At 39.0% G+C, this 21,652-nt stretch carries 19 protein-coding genes; 16 read left to right on the top strand and 3 right to left on the bottom strand.

Annotated features, from left to right (window positions below; genetic code table 11):
* Positions 1–4 precede the first annotated feature (4 nt).
* The 11 genes from opp2D to IGJ90_RS12865 all read left to right on the top strand — a co-directional run bounded on the left by opp2D (position 5) and on the right by IGJ90_RS12865 (position 13,676).
* Positions 5–1,045, top strand: a complete 1,041-nt coding sequence (gene opp2D, locus IGJ90_RS12915; protein ID WP_002367425.1) for an oligopeptide ABC transporter ATP-binding protein Opp2D — start codon at positions 5–7, stop codon at positions 1,043–1,045.
* Positions 1,045–1,989, top strand: a complete 945-nt coding sequence (opp2F, locus tag IGJ90_RS12910; protein WP_002354942.1) for an oligopeptide ABC transporter ATP-binding protein Opp2F — start codon at positions 1,045–1,047, stop codon at positions 1,987–1,989. The genes opp2D and opp2F overlap by 1 nt, the downstream gene beginning before the upstream one ends.
* Positions 1,989–2,951, top strand: a complete 963-nt coding sequence (gene opp2B / locus IGJ90_RS12905) for an oligopeptide ABC transporter permease Opp2B (protein WP_002354943.1) — start codon at positions 1,989–1,991, stop codon at positions 2,949–2,951. Before opp2F ends, opp2B begins: the two co-directional genes overlap by 1 nt.
* 27 nt (positions 2,952–2,978) lie before the next feature.
* Positions 2,979–3,902 (top strand): oligopeptide ABC transporter permease Opp2C, encoded by a 924-nt coding sequence (gene opp2C, locus IGJ90_RS12900; RefSeq protein WP_002365358.1) that lies wholly within the window; start codon positions 2,979–2,981, stop codon positions 3,900–3,902.
* Positions 3,903–3,930: 28 nt separating this feature from the next.
* On the top strand, positions 3,931–5,709 hold the full coding sequence (gene opp2A / locus IGJ90_RS12895; protein WP_002408275.1) for an oligopeptide ABC transporter substrate-binding protein Opp2A: 1,779 nt from the start codon (positions 3,931–3,933) through the stop codon (positions 5,707–5,709).
* A 329-nt stretch (positions 5,710–6,038) separates the two neighbouring features.
* On the top strand, positions 6,039–6,731 hold the full coding sequence (gene rnc / locus IGJ90_RS12890) for a ribonuclease III (protein WP_002354946.1): 693 nt from the start codon (positions 6,039–6,041) through the stop codon (positions 6,729–6,731).
* Between the two features lie 20 nt (positions 6,732–6,751).
* Positions 6,752–10,330, top strand: a complete 3,579-nt coding sequence (gene smc / locus IGJ90_RS12885) for a chromosome segregation protein SMC (RefSeq protein ID WP_002367423.1) — start codon at positions 6,752–6,754, stop codon at positions 10,328–10,330.
* A gap of 24 nt (positions 10,331–10,354) precedes the next feature.
* Complete coding sequence (locus IGJ90_RS12880) at positions 10,355–11,182, top strand: Cof-type HAD-IIB family hydrolase (protein WP_002367422.1); 828 nt, start codon at positions 10,355–10,357, stop codon at positions 11,180–11,182.
* Positions 11,183–11,184: 2 nt separating this feature from the next.
* Positions 11,185–12,513, top strand: a complete 1,329-nt coding sequence (gene ftsY / locus IGJ90_RS12875) for a signal recognition particle-docking protein FtsY (protein ID WP_025186704.1) — start codon at positions 11,185–11,187, stop codon at positions 12,511–12,513.
* A gap of 159 nt (positions 12,514–12,672) precedes the next feature.
* Entirely contained in the window at positions 12,673–13,158 is a 486-nt protein-coding gene (locus IGJ90_RS12870; protein WP_002381091.1) for a cupin domain-containing protein, read from the top strand.
* A gap of 119 nt (positions 13,159–13,277) precedes the next feature.
* Positions 13,278–13,676, top strand: coding sequence for a VOC family protein (locus IGJ90_RS12865; RefSeq protein ID WP_002367420.1), 399 nt, complete (start codon positions 13,278–13,280; stop codon positions 13,674–13,676).
* Positions 13,677–13,726: 50 nt separating this feature from the next.
* Here IGJ90_RS12865 and IGJ90_RS12860 read toward each other — a convergent pair whose 3' ends face one another.
* Positions 13,727–14,623, bottom strand: a complete 897-nt coding sequence (locus tag IGJ90_RS12860; RefSeq protein ID WP_002365354.1) for a YitT family protein — start codon at positions 14,621–14,623, stop codon at positions 13,727–13,729.
* Positions 14,624–14,925: 302 nt separating this feature from the next.
* Positions 14,926–15,426, bottom strand: coding sequence for a cysteine hydrolase family protein (locus IGJ90_RS12855; RefSeq protein WP_002372831.1), 501 nt, complete (start codon positions 15,424–15,426; stop codon positions 14,926–14,928).
* A 170-nt stretch (positions 15,427–15,596) separates the two neighbouring features.
* On the opposite strand from IGJ90_RS12855, the gene gshAB reads away from it, so the two are divergent.
* A complete protein-coding gene (gene gshAB / locus IGJ90_RS12850; RefSeq protein ID WP_438768236.1) occupies positions 15,597–17,867 on the top strand; it encodes a bifunctional glutamate--cysteine ligase/glutathione synthetase in 2,271 nt (756 codons plus the stop codon).
* A gap of 188 nt (positions 17,868–18,055) precedes the next feature.
* Complete coding sequence (locus IGJ90_RS12845; protein ID WP_021164441.1) at positions 18,056–18,157, top strand: putative holin-like toxin; 102 nt, start codon at positions 18,056–18,058, stop codon at positions 18,155–18,157.
* 181 nt (positions 18,158–18,338) lie between these two features.
* Here the strand turns inward: IGJ90_RS12845 and IGJ90_RS12840 are convergent, their stop codons facing one another.
* Positions 18,339–18,791 (bottom strand): YueI family protein, encoded by a 453-nt coding sequence (locus IGJ90_RS12840; RefSeq protein WP_010710887.1) that lies wholly within the window; start codon positions 18,789–18,791, stop codon positions 18,339–18,341.
* Positions 18,792–18,975: 184 nt separating this feature from the next.
* On the opposite strand from IGJ90_RS12840, the gene IGJ90_RS12835 reads away from it, so the two are divergent.
* Genes IGJ90_RS12835 through IGJ90_RS12825 form a run of 3 tightly spaced genes read left to right on the top strand, consistent with a single transcriptional unit; the run spans position 18,976 to position 21,637 of the window.
* Entirely contained in the window at positions 18,976–19,923 is a 948-nt protein-coding gene (locus tag IGJ90_RS12835; RefSeq protein WP_002354960.1) for an ABC transporter permease, read from the top strand.
* Positions 19,920–20,885, top strand: a complete 966-nt coding sequence (locus IGJ90_RS12830; RefSeq protein WP_002367415.1) for an iron chelate uptake ABC transporter family permease subunit — start codon at positions 19,920–19,922, stop codon at positions 20,883–20,885. Before IGJ90_RS12835 ends, IGJ90_RS12830 begins: the two co-directional genes overlap by 4 nt.
* Positions 20,882–21,637 (top strand): iron ABC transporter ATP-binding protein, encoded by a 756-nt coding sequence (locus IGJ90_RS12825; protein ID WP_002354962.1) that lies wholly within the window; start codon positions 20,882–20,884, stop codon positions 21,635–21,637. Before IGJ90_RS12830 ends, IGJ90_RS12825 begins: the two co-directional genes overlap by 4 nt.
* The last annotated feature ends 15 nt before the right edge of the window (positions 21,638–21,652 follow it).

The following is a 21,652-nucleotide window of genomic DNA, read 5'->3' as shown; positions in this document are numbered from 1 at the left end:
TATAATGTTTTTGAAAGGACGTAAGGGGTGCGTATGGATGCAAGGAAATGAACAATTACTAGAGGTTTCAGGATTAGAAACAGCATTTAGAATCAAAGATGATTATTATAATGCCGTCGATGATGTTTCATTTGAATTGAAGAAAAATGAGATTCTAGCAATCGTCGGAGAATCTGGTTGTGGAAAAAGTACCTTAGCAACAACGATTATGGGCTTACATGATCCCAATCATACCAAAATTACTGGGGAAATTTTATACAACAATTTAAACTTAACTACGTTTAATGAAACATTGTACAACAAAGTCAGAGGAAACGATATTGGGATGATTTTCCAAGATCCGTTGTCTGCACTGAATCCGCTCATGCGAATTGAAGACCAAATTAAAGAAAGTCTCACGTATCATACCAAAATGACCGCACAACAAAAACAAGCACGGGCCATTGAACTGTTAGATCAAGTGGGGATTCCCAACCCAGAGCGTGTCGGGAAACAGTATCCTCATGAATTGTCTGGCGGCATGCGTCAACGGGTAATTATCGCCATTGCAATCGCGTGTAAACCACCGATTTTAATTGCAGATGAACCAACAACGGCCTTAGACGTTACCATTCAGGCACAAATTCTCGATTTGTTAAAAGATTTACAAGAAGAAACAGGGAGCGGCATTATTTTAATTACCCATGACTTAGGTGTAGTTGCGGAAATGGCTGATCGTGTAGCGGTTATGTATGCGGGTCAGTTTGTAGAAGTAGCCACTGCTGAAGAATTGTTTAGTCATCCGAAACATCCATATACACGTTCCTTACTTCAGTCCATTCCCCAAGAGAATTCAGATGAAGAAGAACTTCATGTGATTGAAGGGATTGTTCCTTCGTTAACCAAATTACCTAGAAAAGGTTGTCGGTTTGCCCCACGAATTCCTTGGATTGATGCATCGGAACATGAAGAAAATCCAACATTACATGAAGTTGCACCGAATCATTATGTTCGTTGTACATGTTATAAACATTTTCATTTTAGAGACGGGGAAGGGGAAGCGTAATGACAGAAATTATTCAAATTAAAGATTTAAAAGTTCATTATCCAATTCGCAGCGGCTTCTTCAATCGAATCACTGATCATGTTTTGGCGGTTGATGGTGTGGATTTCATGATTGAACAAGGTAAAACATATGGGTTAGTTGGTGAATCGGGTTCTGGAAAATCAACGACAGGAAAAGCAATTATTGGTTTAGAAAAAATTACAAATGGTGAAATTATTTATCAAGGACAAGATGTAACCAAGCCGCGAAGTCGAAAAGCGATTGGATACAACAAAGATGTCCAAATGATTTTCCAAGATTCAATGTCAAGTTTAAACCCTAAAAAACGAGTACTAGATATTATCGCCGAACCAATTCGAAATTTTGAACGGTTAAGTGACCAAGAAGAAAAGAAAAAAGTCAAAAGTTTGTTGGATATTGTGGGGATGCCAGAAGATGCGTTGTACAAATATCCTCATGAATTTTCTGGTGGACAACGCCAACGTTTAGGCGTCGCCCGAGCGGTGGCTACCAGCCCCAAATTAATTATTGCAGATGAACCTGTTTCAGCACTGGACTTATCTGTGCAAGCACAGGTATTGAATTTTATGAAAAACATTCAACAGGAATATGGGTTAAGTTACTTATTTATTTCCCATGATTTGGGCGTAGTTAAACATATGTGTGACAACATTGCCATTATGTACAAAGGCCGTTTTGTAGAAATCGGTACACGCCAAGATATTTACACTAATCCACAACACATTTATACCAAACGCTTACTTTCAGCAATTCCTAAAATTGACGTAGCGAACCGAGAAGCTCACAAAGAAGAACGAAGAAGAGTTGAGCAAGAGTATCGGGAAAATCATAAAGACTATTATGATGAAAATGGGCGGGTTTATAACTTACATGCGATTAGTCCAACCCACCAAGTAGCGTTAAAAAATGGAGGTGCTGAATAATGTGGAAAACAATTTTACGCCGTTTGTTATTGATGATTCCGCAAGTGATTATTTTAAGTGTCTTGATTTTCCTGTTGGCTAAAATGATGCCAGGTGATCCGTTTACAGGATTGATTAATCCGAACCAAGACCCGAAAGTGATTGAAGCCATGCGCGAAGCTGCCGGGTTAAATGATCCTTGGTACGAACAATATTTCCGTTGGATTGGCAATGCCTTACATGGAGATTTTGGGCATAGTTTTATCTTTAAGTTACCTGTGTCCACGCTCATTGCTGGTCGAGTGGGGAATACGATTGCATTGGCCGCTGTGTCAGTTATAATCACGTATTTAATCGCCATTCCTTTCGGTTTAATTGCTGGCCGTTACCAAAATTCATGGTTTGACAAAATGGTGGTTATCTACAACTTCTTCAGTTTTGCTGTGCCATTATTCATCTTTGCCTTGATTATGCTCTTTATTTTTGGGTATCGCTTAGACTGGTTCCCAACGAGTGGAACCGTGACTGTTGGTTTGGCTGAAGGAACGTGGCCGTATTATTTAGATAAACTGAAGCATTTAATTTTACCAGGGGTCACTCAAGCGTTGCTAGGGACAGCGGTCACTATTCAATATTTGCGCAGTGAAGTGATTGATGTTAAAAACATGGACTTTGTTCGTACTGCTCGTTCAAAAGGAGTGCCAACGAATAAAATTTTTAATCGACACATTTTTAGAAATGCAGCATTACCAATTGCCTCTCAATTAGGTTATGAAATTACTGCTTTGATTGCCGGATCAGTCGTTATTGAAAAGATTTTTGCTTTCCCAGGAATTGGAAAATTATTTATTGATAGTATCATTCAACGTGACTATTCCGTTATTACCGCTCTCGTGTTGATTTTGGGATTGGCAACCCTTATCGGAACCTTAATTTCTGATATTGTAATGAGTATTGTTGATCCAAGAATTCGAATTCAGTAGAAAAAACACGAAGAAAGGGTGATAAAAATGGAATTGACAGAAGAAAAAAGAGAAGAAGTCTTACAAGAAAGTATTCCACCAATGGGCTTTCGGATGATTGCGCGAGAATTCGTCAAAGAAAAAATGGCGATGTTTTCTTTAATCCTTTTGGTCATTATCTTATTAGCCGTTTTTATCGGTTCGTTAGTGTTAGACCAAAGTGCCGTTATGCATGTAAGTATTTTAGATAAATATGCGGAACCAGGTACCGTTACAATGAATGGCACCAAGTTCATTTTAGGTGCCGATGAAGGTGGTCGTGATGTTTTAGGACAATTGATTATCGGGGCTAGGAACTCGATTTTAATCGGTTTTGCCATTACGATTATTACGTCTATTATCGGGGTCGGTTTAGGGATTATTTCCGGTTATTATGGGGGCATGATTGATAATATTTTGATGCGTATCGTGGATTTTATTATGATTTTGCCAATTATGTTAATTATTATTGTGTTCGTTTCCGTGATTCCTAAATATAGTATCTGGTCCTTTATTTGGATTATGTGTGCGTTTTATTGGGTTGGAAAAGCGCGGTTGTTCCGCAGTAAAACGTTATCTGAAGGGCGCCGAGATTACGTTAGTGCCTCTAAGACAATGGGAACAAGCGATTTTAAAATTATGTTTCGAGAAATTATGCCGAATTTAAGTTCATTAATTATTACGAACTTAACGATTAATTTCGCGGCCAATATCGGGATCGAAACAACGTTAACTTTCTTAGGCTTCGGGTTACCACAAAGTGTCCCAAGTTTAGGAACCTTAATTGGCTACGCCAGCAGTGGGGATGTATTAGTCAATAAACAATGGGTTTGGTTACCTGCATCAATTCTAATTTTAGTCTTGATGTTAAGTATAAACTATGTTGGACAAGCATTTAAGCGCTCAGCAGATGCACGACAACGATTAGGCTAATTAGCCAAAAAATGAGGGAGGAAAAGAGATGAACAAGAAACGGATTTTAGGTGCAATCACGTTAGCTTCTGTGTTAGTATTCGGGTTAGCTGCATGTGGTGGCGGCAATAAAGGCGGGGGCAATAAAGCAACGGAAACAGAAGATATTTCAAAAATGCCAATCGCTGTTAAAAATGATAAAAAAGCAATTGATGGCGGGACATTAGATGTCGCTGTAGTTATGGATACACAATTCCAAGGACTTTTCCAGCAAGAATTTTATCAAGACAACTATGATGCACAATACATGCTTCCAACGGTACAGCCATTATTTAACAATGATGCAGACTTTAAGATTGTCGATGGGGGTCCTGCGGATCTGAAATTAGATGAAGATGCCAATACAGCAACCATTAAATTACGTGACAATTTGAAATGGTCTGACGGTAAAGATGTGACGGCAGATGACGTGATTTTCTCTTATGAAGTCATTGGTCATAAAGACTATACAGGGATTCGTTATGATGATAACTTTACGAATATTGTTGGCATGGAAGACTACCATGATGGTAAATCGCCAACCATTTCCGGCATAGAAAAAGTCAATGATAAAGAAGTTAAAATCACTTATAAAGAAGTTCACCCAGGAATGCAACAATTAGGTGGCGGTGTTTGGGGTTCAGTTTTACCAAAACATGCCTTTGAAGGAATTGCTGTTAAAGACATGGAATCAAGCGATGCAGTTCGTAAAAACCCTGTAACTATTGGACCATACTACATGAGTAATATTGTGACAGGTGAATCTGTTGAATACCTACCAAATGAGTATTACTACGGTGGCAAACCAAAATTAGATAAATTAGTGTTCAAATCTGTGCCTTCTGCGAGCATTGTAGAAGCGATGAAAGCGAAACAATACGATATTGCATTATCAATGCCAACAGATACGTATCCAACATATAAAGATACTGAAGGGTATCAAATCTTAGGACGTCCCGAACAAGCCTACACGTATATTGGCTTTAAAATGGGTACGTTTGACAAAGAAACAAATACAGTGAAATACAATCCAAAAGCTAAAATGGCAGATAAAAGCTTACGTCAAGCCATGGGTTATGCAATTGACAATGATGCAGTCGGCCAAAAATTCTACAACGGCTTACGAACAGGGGCAACAACGTTAATTCCACCAGTCTTCAAGAGCTTGCATGATAGCGAAGCGAAAGGCTATACGCTTGATTTAGACAAAGCGAAAAAATTATTAGACGATGCTGGTTATAAAGACGTAGACGGCGATGGCATTCGCGAAGACAAAGAAGGCAAACCACTAGAAATCAAGTTTGCTTCAATGTCAGGCGGCGAAACTGCACAACCACTTGCTGATTACTATGTCCAACAATGGAAAGAAATTGGCTTAAACGTAACGTATACAACAGGACGCTTAATTGATTTCCAAGCATTCTATGATAAATTGAAAAATGATGACCCAGAAGTAGATATCTATCAAGGCGCGTGGGGCACAGGTTCAGATCCTTCACCAACCGGCTTATATGGTCCAAACTCAGCCTTTAACTATACACGTTTTGAGTCAGAAGAAAATACTAAATTACTTGATGCGATTGATTCAAAAGCATCATTTGATGAAGAAAAACGTAAAAAAGCCTTCTACGATTGGCAAGAGTATGCCATTGATGAAGCGTTTGTAATCCCAACGCTTTACAGAAATGAAGTCTTGCCTGTCAACGACCGTGTAGTTGACTTTACTTGGGCAGTTGATACGAAAGATAATCCATGGGCAACAGTGGGTGTCACTGCGGAAAAACGTTAAACAACGTTCCGCTGATTTAATAGAGATAGAACGAGGTCGGGACAGAAGTGTTTAACTCCGAGAAATAAGGAGGAGTTGCTTCTGTTCCCGCCGTTTATCAGTTTTTGAGCGTGGCGCAAAAATCCAAAGTGATTTTTGTCCCACGCTCTTTCTATCTCTTACGTAAACAAACGCTTTTATCTCAGTCATAGCTCTATTTATTTATTTTTTTCTAAAAAATAATGAGAACACAGTGAATAACAGGCTTTTTCTGAATAGAACCATTTAAAAAAAGTGAAAAAAAAAGTATAATGAAACAAGGTGTAAATAAATGTAAAGGAATGTGGAGAATGGACAATCAGTTAACAACAGAGTTAAAAGAACGTTACGGCATTGTTTTCCATGATGTCAATCTATTAGAGCAAGCTTTTACTCATTCATCCTATGTGAATGAGCATCGCTATTTAAAATTATCCGATAATGAACGTCTTGAATTTTTAGGAGATGCAGTTTTAGAATTAATTGTTTCACAATATTTGTATTTAAAATTCCCAGAACTTCCAGAAGGAAAATTAACGAAGATGCGCGCAGCCATCGTTCGGGAAGATAGTTTAGCCAAATTTGCGAAAGAATGTCACTTCGACAACTACATTTTATTAGGTAAAGGAGAAGAAGCATCGGGCGGACGAACACGTGCATCATTATTATGTGACTTATTTGAAGCCTTTTTAGGTGCCCTCTACTTAGACCAAAAAGTTGGCGCAGCCAAGAAATTTATTGAAGACGTTATTTTTCCGAAAATTGATGCCGGTGCTTTTTCACATGAGATGGATCACAAAACACAATTACAAGAAGTTTTACAACGCAAAGGCGATGTTTCAATTGAATATCGCTTAATTAAAGAAGAAGGCCCTGCTCATGACCGCACCTTTTTCACTGAAGTTTACATGAATGGTGAACTCATTGGGTTAGGCCAAGGAAAATCGAAGAAGTTAGCTGAACAGGATGCCGCTGAGCGGGCACTGAAAAGTATTCCTCAGTAAGGCTGGAAGGAGCAATATTCGTGTATTTAAAACGAATTGAAATTACAGGATTTAAATCATTTGCAGATAAAACCATTATTGAATTTGAAGATGATGTGACAGCAGTGGTTGGTCCGAATGGAAGTGGGAAAAGTAATATCACGGAAGCCGTTCGCTGGGTATTAGGTGAACAATCTGCGAAAAACCTTCGCGGTGGCAAAATGAACGACATTATCTTTGCCGGTTCGGAAGGTCGTAAGCCGCTAAATATTGCGGAAGTTACCGTGACGTTAGACAACAGCGACCATTATTTAGCATTGGATTATAGTGAGATTAGTGTCACCCGTCGTTTAAAACGAACGGGCGAAAGTGACTTTTTTATTAATAAACAAGCGTGCCGTTTAAAAGATATTCAAGATTTATTTATGGATTCAGGGTTAGGCAAAGAATCTTTTTCAATTATTTCGCAAGGGAAAGTTGAAGCGATTTTTAATAGTAAACCTGAAGACCGTCGAGGGATTTTTGAAGAAGCAGCGGGCGTTTTAAAATACAAACAACGAAAGAAAAAAGCTGAACAAAAGCTTTTCGAAACCGAGGACAACTTAAGCCGTGTCCAAGATATCATTTACGAATTGGAAGACCAATTAGTTCCTCTAGCCGCCCAAGCAGATGCGGCTAAAAAGTATTTAGCTTTGAAAGAAGAACTTACCGAAATTGATGTCAATTTAACTGTGACCGAAATTCAAGAAGCAAAAGCTATTTGGGAAACGAAAACGCAAGAATTAACAGCCATTGAAGAAAAGTTAGCTGGCGCAAGTAAGCAAGTCCATGACTTAGAAGGCAAATTGGTACGTTTACGAAGCAAGCGCAATCGTTTAGATGAACAAATTGAAACGGAACAACAACAATTATTACAAGTGACAGAAGCGTTGAAACAAGCAGAAGGACAAAAAAATGTTTTAATTGAACGTTCCAAACACACCTCCCAAACGGCAAGCGAATACGAAGAGACATTGGCAGAAACGGCCGAAAAAATTGTTCGTTATCGAGAAGAATTGCAGACGCTGGAAACAGCAATCGCAGAAAAAACGGCACAACGTCAGACGTTAAAAGAAGCATTGGCTTTGGCAACGAAAGATGTGGAAAAATATAGTAAGTCTTCTAAAGAATTAATGGAAGAATTGCGCAGTCAGTATGTGGAAGTCATGCAAGAACAAGCCAATACAGCCAATGACTTAAAATATTTAGAACGACAATATCAACAAGAAACAGCTAAAAATCAACAATCGCTAGCAAAACACGAAGCGCTAGAAGAACAGATGGTTGAAGCTCTCGCAATGAAAGAGACGCTAGAAAAAGAGCAAAAAGTCGCAAAACAAGGCTTACAAGAACAGCTGGAAGAATACACTGCGTTGAAAGCAACGCTTGAAGCTAAGCGTGAACGATTAGCACAGCGTCAAAACGATATGTACCAAGCGATGAATCAAGTGCAACAAGCGAAGGCACGCCAAAAAAGTTTGCAAGAAATTCAAGAAAATTACGCTGGCTTCTATCAAGGCGTGAAAGCTGTATTGCGTCACAAAAACCAATTAACTGGGATTGTTGGCGCAGTGGCTGAGTTAATTGAAGTGCCTAAAGAGTATACGTTGGCGATTGAAACGGCCCTAGGTGGTGCGGCGCAACATATTGTTGTGGAAAATGAGAAAGATGGTCGAGCAGGCATCACCTTCTTAAAACAACAACACAGTGGCCGAGCAACCTTTTTACCATTGACTACCATTAAACCGCGCTCTGTATCGGCGATGGTTCAGAATCGTTTGGCTGGTGCACCGGGCTTCGTGGGGATTGCCAGTGAATTAGTTCGTTATCCAGAACAAGTACAAACCGTTATTCAAAATCTCTTAGGCGTCACGATTTTAGCGGCAGATTTAACGAGTGCCAACCAGTTAGCAAAATTAGTCAATTACCAATATCGCGTTGTCTCATTGGAAGGCGATGTGATGAATCCTGGCGGTTCGATGACTGGGGGAGCCAATAAACGTGGCAACCAAGGAAGCCTATTTTCACAAGCGCAAGAACTTCAAACAATTACTGAACAAATGACTCAATTAGAAACACAACTGAGAAGTGTAGAACAAGAAGTCCAAGCGCTCTCACAAGAAGTGAAAACAGCCACGGAACGTGCAGAAATGTTGCGCTCTGCTGGTGAACAAAATCGCTTAAAACAACAAGAAATTGACAATAAATTAGCCAATCAAACAGAAACGATTACTCGTTTAACAAAAGAAAAACGCTTGTTTGAATATGAATCACGGGAATTGCATCAATTCTTAACCGAATATCAAACGAAAAAAGCCACATTGACAGAGCAACAAGCAAACTTAACGGCAACGAAAGAACGTTTAGATGCTGAAATGAAACAAGTGGAACAAGAAGCTAGCCAAATGGAAACCTTTAAAGCCCAAGCGCAAGAACGCTTGACGACAGTTCAAGCAGAACAAGCAGTAGCGGCGGAACAATGTGCCCATTTTGCTCGTCAAAAGCAAGACAAACAAGAACAATTGGACGAATTGTTGATTCGAGAAACGGCCATCCGTCAACAGCTACAACAACTAAGTAGCCATTCTAGCGATCACCAGTTAACCGAAGAAGGCTTAGCGGCACAAGTCGCGCAATTAGCGGAGAAACAAACAGCGTTGCAAACCTCTTTACAAACGGCACGCAGTCAACGACAAGCGTTGCAAGAAGAAGTAGACGAGTTAGATACAAAATTAGCGGAAGAAAACAAACGCCAACAACAGTATTTATCAGATAAAACACAAATTGAAGTCCTAAAAAATCGTGCAGAAATGCAATTAGATAGCTCATTAAGTTACTTACAGGAAGAATACAGCTTAACCTTTGAAGCTGCCTATGAAGCGTATTTCCCAATCGATGATTTAGCGCAGGCGCAGCAAACAGTGAAACGCCTAAAACAAGAAATTGAGCGGTTAGGACCTGTTAACTTAAGTGCTATCGAGCAATTTGAACAAGTCGATGAACGCCATCAATTTTTAGTCAGTCAACGTGATGATTTATTAAATGCGAAAGAACAATTATTTGAAACCATGGATGAAATGGACCAAGAAGTGAAAGAACGGTTTAAAGAAGTCTTTGAAGCAATTCGTGCCCAGTTCAAAGTGGTATTTCCTAATATGTTTGGTGGCGGACGGGCAGAACTGGTGCTAACCAACCCAGAGGATCTCTTGAATACAGGGATTGAGATTGAGGCGCAACCACCAGGGAAAAAATTACAACATTTAAGCTTGTTGTCTGGAGGCGAACGGGCATTAACGGCGATTGCGTTACTCTTTTCAATTATTCGTGTTCGACCAGTTCCGTTCTGTATTTTAGATGAAGTAGAAGCAGCTTTAGATGAAGCCAACGTTGCTCGTTTTGGCCATTATTTAAGCGAATTTGAAGATGGCACACAGTTTATTGTGGTGACGCATCGTAAAGGGACAATGGAAGCCGCAGATGTTTTATATGGCGTGACTATGCAAGAATCTGGGGTTTCAAAAATCGTTTCAGTTCGCTTGGAAGAGGTCAAAGAAGGTGGCGCAATTGAAAAAAGCAATTAGCCAGAAGCAAGGAGGAGCGAACGTTTGATAAAATTAGTTGCTATTGATTTAGATGGAACATTATTAAATAGCCAAAAAGAGATTTCTTTACGGAATAAACAAGCACTGATGGCTGCGAAACAAGCAGGCGTGAAAGTTGTTATCTGCACAGGTCGACCTTTGGCAGCTATTGGTCCTTACTTAGAAGAATTAGGTTTACAAGATGAAGGCGATTATAGCATTACTTTTAACGGCGGGTTGGTTCAAAAAAATGATACAGGGGCCATTATTGAGAAAACATTGATGCCCTTGGAAGCGATTCATGAGCTGTACCAATTAGCAACCACACTCAACATGCCGTTTGATGTCTTATCTGATGAGGTCGTGATGCAACTGCCTTCTGCACCTAATTATCCTTCAATTTATAGTTCTCTAAACAAATTATTAACCTTTGAGTCCTACAAATTAGAAGAGTTAACCCCGAATCGAATTTATAACAAAGTTGTTGTTGCGATTGATGAAGCGTATTTAAATGAACGCATCAAGGAAATTCCGGCCTCTTTTTATGAGCGCTTTGAAATTATTAAAACGCGAAATAACTTATTAGAATTTATGCCAAAAGGGATTACGAAAGCCTATGGTATTTCCTTGTTAGCCAAAGATTTAGGAATCCATGCAGAAGAAATCATGACCTTAGGGGACGAAGAAAATGATTTACCGATGATCGAATACGCTGGCTTAGGTGTCGCCATGGCAAATGCGATTCCATTAGTTAAAGAAGCCGCAGATGTCGTTACAGACACGAATGACCAAGATGGTGTTGCCAAAGCGGTCGAAAAATATATTTTAACGCCGTTGGAAGGAGGCCAATAAGAATGGGATTTTTTGATAAAATTAAAAAAGCTTTTTCCGCTGAAAAAAAGGAAGAAGAAAAACAAGAGATCGTTGAAGAAACAGTAGACGAAACACCTAGTGATGAATCAGCGCCTGCTGAATCAAAAGAAACCGCAACAGAAGAGGCGCAAACAACGCCAGAAACGACAGCGGAAGAAGTTACAGAAACAGCCGATTTAACAGACAACGCTGAAATGGAAAAATTAGCTGGCGTAGAAGAAGCATTAGAAGAAGAGCCAGAAGAAATCCTGACAGAGGAAACACAAGAAGTTGTTGTGGAAGCGCCTGAGGAAGAAAGTAGTGTCGTAACTCCGTTGGCAGAACCAACAGACACGCAGGTTTCAGAAGAAATTGAAGAGTCAAAAGAAGAGCAGGTCCAAGAAAAATATGAAAAAGGCTTGGAAAAAACGCGTAAAACATTTGGTCAACGGTTGAACGAATTGTTTGCTAATTTCCGGAGCGTTGATGAAGATTTCTTTGAAGAATTAGAAGAAACGTTAATTGGTGCAGACGTAGGCTTTGATACATCCTTAAAAATTACAGAAGCCTTGCGACAAGAAGTGAAACTGCGAAATGTGAAAAAACCAGCTCAAGTTCAAAATACCATCATTGAAAAAATGGTTGATTTGTATGAAGAAGCAGGAATTAATGAAAATAATGCGATTAACATACAGCCAAATGGCTTAACCGTGATTTTATTTGTTGGTGTTAATGGAGTTGGTAAAACAACCAGCATTGGTAAATTAGCCCATCAATACAAGTTGGAAGGAAAGAAAGTTTTAATGGCCGCTGCCGATACGTTCCGAGCGGGCGCCATCGATCAATTAGTTGTTTGGGGCGAACGGGCTGGCGTTGAAGTTGTACGTGGGAATGCTGGCGGCGACCCAGCAGCGGTCGTTTTCGATGCAGTGGAACGTGCCAAAGCAGAACAGGCCGATGTTTTATTAGTGGATACAGCAGGTCGTTTACAAAATAAAGTCAACTTAATGAAGGAATTAGAAAAAATCAAACGAGTCATCCAACGAGAAATTCCAGATGCGCCTCACGAAGTTCTCTTAGTCGTGGACGCAACTACTGGGCAAAATGCGATGACACAAGCCAAACAGTTCAAAGAAACAACCGATGTCACTGGCTTAGTTTTAACCAAACTAGACGGAACAGCCAAAGGTGGTATTGTCATTGCTATTCGGAATGAATTACACTTGCCAGTGAAATTAGTTGGTCTAGGTGAAGGAATTAACGATTTAGAACCATTTAATGCCAACGATTTCGCAATGGGCTTATTTAAAGGCTTATTAAAAGATGTTTAGTTGTAGAAAATAACAGGTTTGGGAAGAACGTGGGACAGGAGTATTTAGCTTCAAGAATGAAGAAGCTACTCCTGTCCCGCCGTTTATTTTAGGATTAGGACGGATGTTCTAAGTTCTTCCTAAATTGTTTCTGAAAAAAATGAAGGAGTGAGGGAGAAGATGACAGAACAAATGTGGATTGAGAAGTTAGGACTAGAAGCGCATCCGGAGGGCGGTTATTTTAAACAAACCAATAAAAGTGAACAATTGATTCCGACCAAACGAGGCGAACGGGCGTTGCATACAGCGATTTTGTTTCTATTGAATACAGAAAGTCCGTCACATTTTCATCGTTTAAAAGCGGATGAATTATGGTTTTTTCACGATGGTCAGCCATTAACCGTTCACTGTATTTTTCCTGATGGAACGTATCAAGCTGTTCAGTTAGGGAAAGACTTAGTTCAAGGACAACAGCTTTCGTTCTCAGTTCCTGCCGGCACAATCTTTGGCTCTACAGTAGCGACAGGATTTGCGTTAGTCAGTTGTGTGGTTACACCAGGCTTTGAGTTTGAAGATTTCGAGTTATTTACTCAAGCGGAATTGTTAAACGATTATCCACAACATAGTGAAATCATTCAGCACTTGGCTTATCGAGAATTACCTTAAGAAAACGTTTTAGTAACATTTCTTTTATGAATATGCTAGTATAAATCAAACAAGCTTGTTGATTTTGTCGCAACGCACACTTAGCTGTCGTAGATGATTAAAAGAAAGGGATGAATCACATGGACACAATGGTTTTTGTTAACTTCCCAGTAGCGGATGTCCAACGTTCTACAGCATTTTATGAAAAACTTGGATTCAAAAAGAACGAGGAATTTTCAACAGAGGAAGCTAGTTCGATGATGTGGGATGATCAATTTTGGATTATGTTGTTGAACCATGACTTTTATGGAAAATTTATCCAAGAAAAGCAAATTATTGATGCGCAAACAACCAGTGGAGCATTAATTTCCTTTAGTTTAGAGAGTGCCGAAGCCGTAAAACAGTTTGGTGAAACCGCCAAAGCTAACGGAGGCAACTGTTACCGAGTTGATATGGGAATACCAGAAGAGCAAATGTATGGCTTAGAAGTGCAAGATTTGGATGGCAATAGCTTAGAACCTGTCTGGATGAAGATGTAAAAAGAGCCGCAAAATCTCTACAGATTTTGCGGCTCTTTTCCTACAAAAAACTATTGTAAATTATTGGCATTAGTTGCTTCAACACCATAAGAATCAGCTACTTTTTTCAAGCTAAATCCTTTTCCGTAGACTTCACTCGCACTCATTGAAATCAAAAAAGCTTCTTCATCAATCTCAAGAATGGCTTCTTTTAAGCGGGGAAAATCTTTTTCACGAATGACAGTCATTAAGAGCATGCCTTTCGCGCTTCGATAACCGCCTTCGATTGGCACCAAGGTCACACCTTTATCTAGTTCACGTAATAAGCGTTCTTGAATAGCAACATATTTTGGTGAAATAATCATCACATTCTTCGAGCGAACCAGACCAACTTGAATCATGTCAACGACACGACCAATTGTAAATAAACAAATTAAAGAGAATAACACAATATCTGCATTAAAAGCATACATTGCTGATAAAATGACTAAACCATCGACGAATAAAATAGCAATACCTAAGGAAACTTTGAAGTATTTATTGACAATTTGTGAAATGATTGCTGTCCCACCAGTTGAAGCATTGCCACGGAAAACCAAGCCTAGGCCAGCACCTGTAATAATACCGCCAAATAATGCTGCTAGAAAAATATTATGTGTTAAAACAGGCATCCCCGAAGTAATTCCTACAAAAAATGGATAAATAAGACTGCCATAAATGGTTTTGACACCGACCTCTTTCCCAAGAAGTAGGAAACAAAGCACTAAAAGAGGAATATTGATGGCGTAAAGAACAATGGCGGGACTAATCCCGAAAACATAATTAATAACAATACTAATGCCATTGGCTCCGCCTGCGACAAGTTTATTTGGCAATAAGACCGCATTGATTGAAATGGCCAAAATGAATGCACCGACTGTTACATAGGCGGTGTCTTTTAAACGTTGGGCTGTAAAAAATTTGTTCATAAAATACCTCCAATTATTTATTAGTTTAGTGAATGATGACATAAAAAAAGACAGAACATGAGAGACAAGCCTAATCGACTTATGTCCCACACTCTAAATCTTCAACTAATCAACTGAACACTTTTTCCTTATACTAACATGAAATACGACAAGAAAACATAGTGAACAAACAATTTTTTGGAAAAGAGGTCGGGACAGAACCGTTTAGCTCCGAGAATTTCGGCTTATTTCCGAAGGAGTTGGTTCTGTTCCCGCCGTTTATCAGATTTTGAGCCCGGAACAAAAATCCAAAGTGATTTTTGTCACAGGCTCAAAAAAGTCAAAAAGCGGCCAGCCCAAATAGCTTCATGATGTTGGATAATTTGTGCCGCGGTTAAATGTCCATTATCCAAGGTGGAAGTGGTTTTCGGTGTCATCAAACACGTATAGCCTAAACCATGAGCCATCCGAATTGTAGTGTCCACACAAAACTCGGTTTGGACACCAGCGATTTCTAACGTTTGAATGTCGTGTTCCGTCAATAAATCATTTAAATTTGTTTGGTAAAAGGCATTCGCATGTGTTTTGCGGATGAAAAAATCTGTGGGTTGTGCATCCAGTTTTTCAAAAAGTTGCCAAGAGTCTGAGCCAAAAGCTAATTCGGTTTCTTCATGTTGAACAAAAATAATGGGCGCATGGTGTTGGCGGTAGACAGCAATACGCTGATTGACCTTTTCCAACACTGCTGGCAGACGGTACAATTGCTGCGTCGGACTTTCGATGCCTTTTTGAAAGTCAATTAAAAGTAATGCACGATTTTTCATGAGCAATCCCCACTTTCTATAAACTAGTTGTTTTCAGTATAACGGAAAAAGGCGCTCTCTAAAAGTGTCTCGAAAATTCCCAAGTGAACGTTCAAAAAAACAGCATATTTACTCGTTTTCCTATATAATAGTAAGAGAAACAGATAGTTTGTAGAAAGAAAGGCGACAAGATGAATTATAGAGAATTAATGCAAAAGAAAAATGTTCGTCCTTACGTATTGATGGCTCGTTTTGGTTTAGAAAAAGAAAACCAACGTAGTACACGAGAAGGGCTTTTAGCGACAACTGATCATCCCACGGTTTTTGGTAACCGTTCTTATCATCCATATATTCAAACAGATTTTAGTGAAACACAATTAGAACTAATCACGCCTGTAGCAAATAGCGGCACAGAAATGCTTCGTTTTTTAGATGCCATTCACGATGTGGCTCGTCGTTCGATTCCAGAAGATGAAATGCTGTGGCCATTAAGTATGCCGCCACGATTACCAACAAAAGATGAAGAGATTAAAATCGCTAAATTAGATCAATATGATGCGGTGTTATATCGTCGTTATTTGGCAAAAGAGTATGGCAAACGAAAACAAATGGTCAGCGGAATTCATTTTAATTTTGAATATGACCAAGCCCTGATTCAGCAATTATATGATGAACAATCTGAAGTGACAGATTGCAAACAATTTAAAACGAAAGTATACATGAAAGTTGCCCGTAACTTTTTACGTTATCGCTGGTTAATTACGTATCTTTTTGGGGCTTCACCAGTTAGTGAAGACGGCTACTTTAGAGTCTATGACGACCAACCACAAGAACCTATTCGCAGTATTCGGAATAGTACGTATGGCTACAGAAATCATGACAATGTGAAAGTATCGTATGCCTCATTGGAACGCTATTTAGAAGATATTCATCGCATGGTGGAAAATGGTTTACTTTCTGAAGAAAAAGAATTTTATGCGCCTGTGCGTTTACGTGGTGGGAAACAAATGTCTGATCTGCCTAAAACAGGTATTCGCTATATCGAGTTGCGTAATTTAGACTTAAATCCTTTTTCACGTTTAGGCATTGTGGAAGATACTGTGGATTTCTTACATTATTTTATGTTGTATTTATTGTGGACAGATGAAAAAGAAGAAGCGGATGAATGGGTAAAAACTGGCGATATTTTTAATGAACAAGTGGCTCTTGGTCATCCTCATGAAACGATTAAGTTAATTGCAGAAGGCGATCGGATTTTTTCAGAAATGATTGATATGTTAGATGCTCTAGGCATTCGCAAAGGCAAAGAAGTTGTCGGTAAGTATTATCAACAACTGCGGAATCCACAAGACACCGTTTCTGGCAAAATGTGGACGATTATTCAAGAAAACTCCAACAGTGAACTGGGAAATATTTTTGGAAACCAATATCAAAGTATGGCCTTTGAACGCCCTTATCAATTAGCTGGTTTCCGTGAGATGGAATTATCCACACAAATTTTCTTATTTGATGCGATTCAAAAAGGTTTGGAAATCGAAATTTTAGATGAACAAGAGCAATTTTTGAAACTGCAACATGGCGAGCACATTGAATACGTCAAAAATGCCAACATGACTAGCAAAGATAACTACGTGGTACCATTGATTATGGAAAACAAAACCGTGACAAAGAAAATTTTGTCTGCAGCAGGTTTCCATGTGCCTGGCGGTGAAGAATTTTCATCTTTTATTGAGGCACAAGAAGCACATTTGCGCTACGCCAATAAAGCGTTTGTCGTGAAACCAAAATCAACGAATTACGGTTTAGGAATTACCATTTTTAAAGAAGGCGCTTCGTTGGAAGACTTTACGGAAGCGTTACGGATTGCTTTTAAAGAGGACACAGCAGTTTTAATTGAAGAATTTTTACCTGGAACAGAATATCGGTTCTTTGTGTTAGATAATGATGTAAAAGCCATCATGTTGCGCGTGCCAGCCAATGTTACCGGAGATGGCAAACACACTGTAGAAGAATTGGTGGCCGCTAAAAATAGTGATCCATTGCGGGGGACCAATCACCGTGCACCACTAGAGTTAATCCAGTTAAATGATTTAGAAAAACTAATGTTGAAAGAACAAGGTTTAACTATTTATTCTGTGCCAGAAAAAGAGCAAATCGTGTACTTGCGAGAAAATTCTAATGTTAGCACGGGCGGGGATTCGATTGATATGACCGATGTCATTGATGATAGTTATAAACAAATCGCCATTGAGGCCGTAGCTGCTTTAGGAGTCAAAATTTGTGGCATTGATTTAATCATTCCTGACAAAGACGTAAAAGGCACACGTGATAGCTTAACGTACGGGATTATCGAAGCGAACTTTAATCCAGCCATGCACATGCATGTGTATCCTTACGCTGGACAGGGTAGACGCTTGACAATGGACGTTTTAAAACTTTTATACCCAGAAGTGGTTCAATAAAAAAAGAATACCGCCAAAAAATTCATAATAGATTTTTTGGCGGTATTCTTTATAAAAACGTTTTCTTGGTGAACCCAATAGGTTATACTAAAACTATTACCAATGAAAGTTGTATGACGGTGGCTCTGAGTTAGAGAGGCAGGTGATGCCTATGTGTATCCGATGCACTTTAACGAAAGGAGCATTTTTTGTCAATCGAAGCGGCATTGGAATTGATGATTAGTTTTGCAGCGTTTGTTGCACTACTGATTTTCGGTATCCTTGAAGCAACGAAAAACAATAAAAAATAACCGTTCACAAGCTTCGTAGGCCGAACGGTTAAGATTCAAAACTTAACTCAGTAAGCCACCAGTTCTTATAACTGGTGTTGGTATAAAAGGAGAGGTATGTACCCGCATACCTCTCTTTTTCATCTTTATAATAGCATAATTCTATTATAAATGGAAGCGCTCATAACTTTCCTTGAGCTTTTTATGATTGAAATAGTTTTTGCCAAAAGCCTTTTTTAGCTGTTGGCTCTTCTTTTGGCGTTTCTGTTGCTTGAGGATATTTTTCTGTAACGTCAATCACAGGTTCATCGACTGCATGTTTTTCAGCTAACAGTAAGCCGAGAGAGTCAGGGTTGTTCTCCACAAAATTGTTAACAATCTTAAAGTTTGCGCCATGCTGATTTAATAATTTAATATAGGTACTTTGCAAGTCAGAAGAGATTTCGCCATTTAAAAGTACTGTAACTTCAGGATGCTTCGCTAATTCTTCTAATAAATGTTTTTGGTTCTGTGCATCTTTCATTTCAGCGACGGTCATGGAGAGACGGCAGCGTTCACGAAATGTGCCCATATATTTGTGTTGTTCTTCAGGATTAACGAGGGGCGTACCGTACATTCCTTTATCCAGACGTTGTTGTAAGTCATCATTCGCCATTCAGTAACACTCCTTTCCTAACATTTCCCTCCATTATAGCATATCTTAGATAAGTCGTTGGTCAGTCGGCTTGAGAAGAAGTTTTTAAGAAAGGAAAAAAAGTGGTTGCATTTGTGATGGTTTTCTCATACACTGTAACTAAGAATGAGAATCATTCTCAATTAAATAAAAATGGAGTTTTCTCATGAAAAAGATTGGTTTGTTTGTTCTACTATTACTTTTCAGCTTATTGTCATTAGTGATAGGGGTGAAGGACATTGCACTTTCTCAATTGTTTCAATTAGATGCGCAGCAACAATTTGTTTTATTTACCACCCGTGTTCCCCGCACGTTGAGTTTAATCATTGCTGGTAGTACGATGAGTATTTCTGGATTGATTATGCAGCAACTCACACAAAATAAATTTGTCGCTCCTAGTGTCGCTGGAACAACCGATAGTGCAAGGTTGGGTATTTTAGTCGCAATGTTATTTTTCCCAACAGCTCCGTTTCTCTATCGAACGGCAATTGCTTTTATTTTTGCGCTAAGCGGGACCTTATTATTCTTAGCGCTCATTCGATTATTACCAAGTAAGAATCAAGTGATGGTCCCTTTGGTGGGCGTGATGTTTGGTAACATTCTAGGCTCAATTGCCACATTTTTTGCCTATCAATACCAATTGGTTCAAAATATGTCTGCTTGGTTACAAGGAAATTTTTCCACAGTTATGAAAGGGAATTATGAATGGTTATTCTTAATGATTCCTTTGTGGTTTGTTATTTATTTATTTGCTTATCATTTCACTGTCGTTGGTATGGGTGAAGCATTTGCAAATAGTCTTGGCGTCCATTACCAGCGAATTCAGTTTTTAGGTTTGACGCTGGTTGCTTTAGCAAGTGCCATCGTTTTATTGATGGTGGGGAATATTCCGTTTTTAGGGGTTGTGATTCCTAATCTCGTGTCTTTACGTTATGGCGATCATATGAAAAATACCTTGTGGTTAACTGGGATTTGCGGGAGTTTGTTCTTGTTAATCTGTGATATTTTAGCACGAGTATTGATTGCCCCCTATGAAATTCCTGTCAGCGTGGTTGTCGGAACATTAGGGAGCATTTTGTTCATTTTATTATTACTAAGGGGGCGCAAACAATGAAACGGCCTTTAAAAAAATGGCTTTCATTACTTTTGCTTTTAGCTGCCGTAGTAATTGTGAGCCTTTGTTATTTAACTTATAACACGTATGGCAATTGGTCCTTTGCTTTGGCGTTACGAGGCAAAAAGTTATTGGCTTTTATTTTTGTTGGAATCGCTGCGGCTTTTTCAACTATTAGTTTTCAAACGGTCACGCAAAATCATTTCCTAACGCCAAACATTTTAGGGATGGATTCCTTGTATGTCTTTGTGCAGACGGTGTTATTTTTTCTTTTAGGAGGCGCACAAGCGTTAGGTCAAGTAAGTCTTGGGTCGTTTTTGATGAACGTCTTTTTAATGGTGTTTTTAAGTACTAGTTTATCGTATTTTCTATTACGCAAAAATCAATCCGATTTATTTTTATTATTGATGATTGGCATGATTTTAGGTACTTTTTTCAGTAGTATTAGTACGTTTTTACAAGTGATTATGGATCCTAACGAATACGACTTACTCCAAGGAAAGTTGTTTGCCAGTTTCGGTAACGTCAATAGTCAGTATCTCGTTTTCGTTGGTGTGGCGGTACTCATAATTTGTGGGATACTTTGGCGGGAAAGTTACCGTTTAGACGTTTTACATTTAGGGAACCATCAAGCCCAGAATTTGGGGATTGCTGTGAATCAGTTTCAATTAGTGTTGTTGTGTTTGATCAGTAGTCTGGTCGGCTTATCAACAGCATTAGTGGGACCGATTACATTTTTAGGTTTTATCGTGGCCAATATGAGTTATCAATTCATGAAAACCTATCGCCACCGAGAACTGTTTGTGGCAGGGAGTTTAATAGCAGTCTTTTTACTGGTGTTCGGTCAATTGATGGTTGAACAGGTCTTTCATTTGAATACCCCGCTAAGTGTGGTGATTCAATTTGTTGGGGGCGTTTATTTTATATGGAAAATTATTGCAGAAAGGAAGCAACGCACATGATCCAGATGAGTGATGTATCAAAAAAATATGGCGATAAATTTGTCGTTTCAGACATTGATTTACCTATTTCTGAAGGCAAATTAACGGCCTTTATTGGACCAAATGGCGCTGGGAAAAGCACGCTGCTAGCCATGATGAGTCGCTTAATTCCCAAAGATACCGGGGAAATTTATCTGGACAAGCAAGAAGTAAAAACCTGGAAGCAATCGGCTTTTTCACAAAAAATTGCCCTTTTAAAACAAGCCAACGGTGTACAACTTAAATTAACTGTGCGAGAACTGGTCAATTTTGGTCGTTTTCCTTATTCCAAAGGTCGCTTAAAAAGCGCTGACCACGAAAAAGTAACAGAAGCACTGGAACAATTGGGCTTAACTGAAATGGCGGAAGAATACATTGATACCCTTTCTGGGGGCCAATTACAAAGGGCGTATATTGCCATGATTTTAGCCCAAGATACCGATTATATTTTATTAGATGAGCCCTTAAATAACCTCGACATGAATTATGCGGTTCAAATGATGCAGATTCTTAAACGCTTAGTGGATGAACTAGGAAAAACGATTCTGATTGTTCTACATGATATTAATTTTGCCGCAAGCTATGCAGATGAAATTGTCGCCATGAAAGGCGGAAAGCTCTATGCGCATGGCGCAACAGAGGAAGTTATTCAAACAAGTATTTTAAATGATCTTTATGAAATGAATATCCGGATTTGTGAAATTGAAGGAAAACGCTTTTGTCTTTATCACTAAATCGGGCAATTTAAA

The sequence above is a fragment of the Enterococcus sp. AZ129 genome, from assembly GCF_051714505.1.
GTDB lineage: Bacteria > Bacillota > Bacilli > Lactobacillales > Enterococcaceae > Enterococcus > Enterococcus faecalis.
The sequence above is the reverse complement of the archived record's forward strand: the minus strand, read 5'-3'. Positions and strand labels throughout refer to the sequence as shown.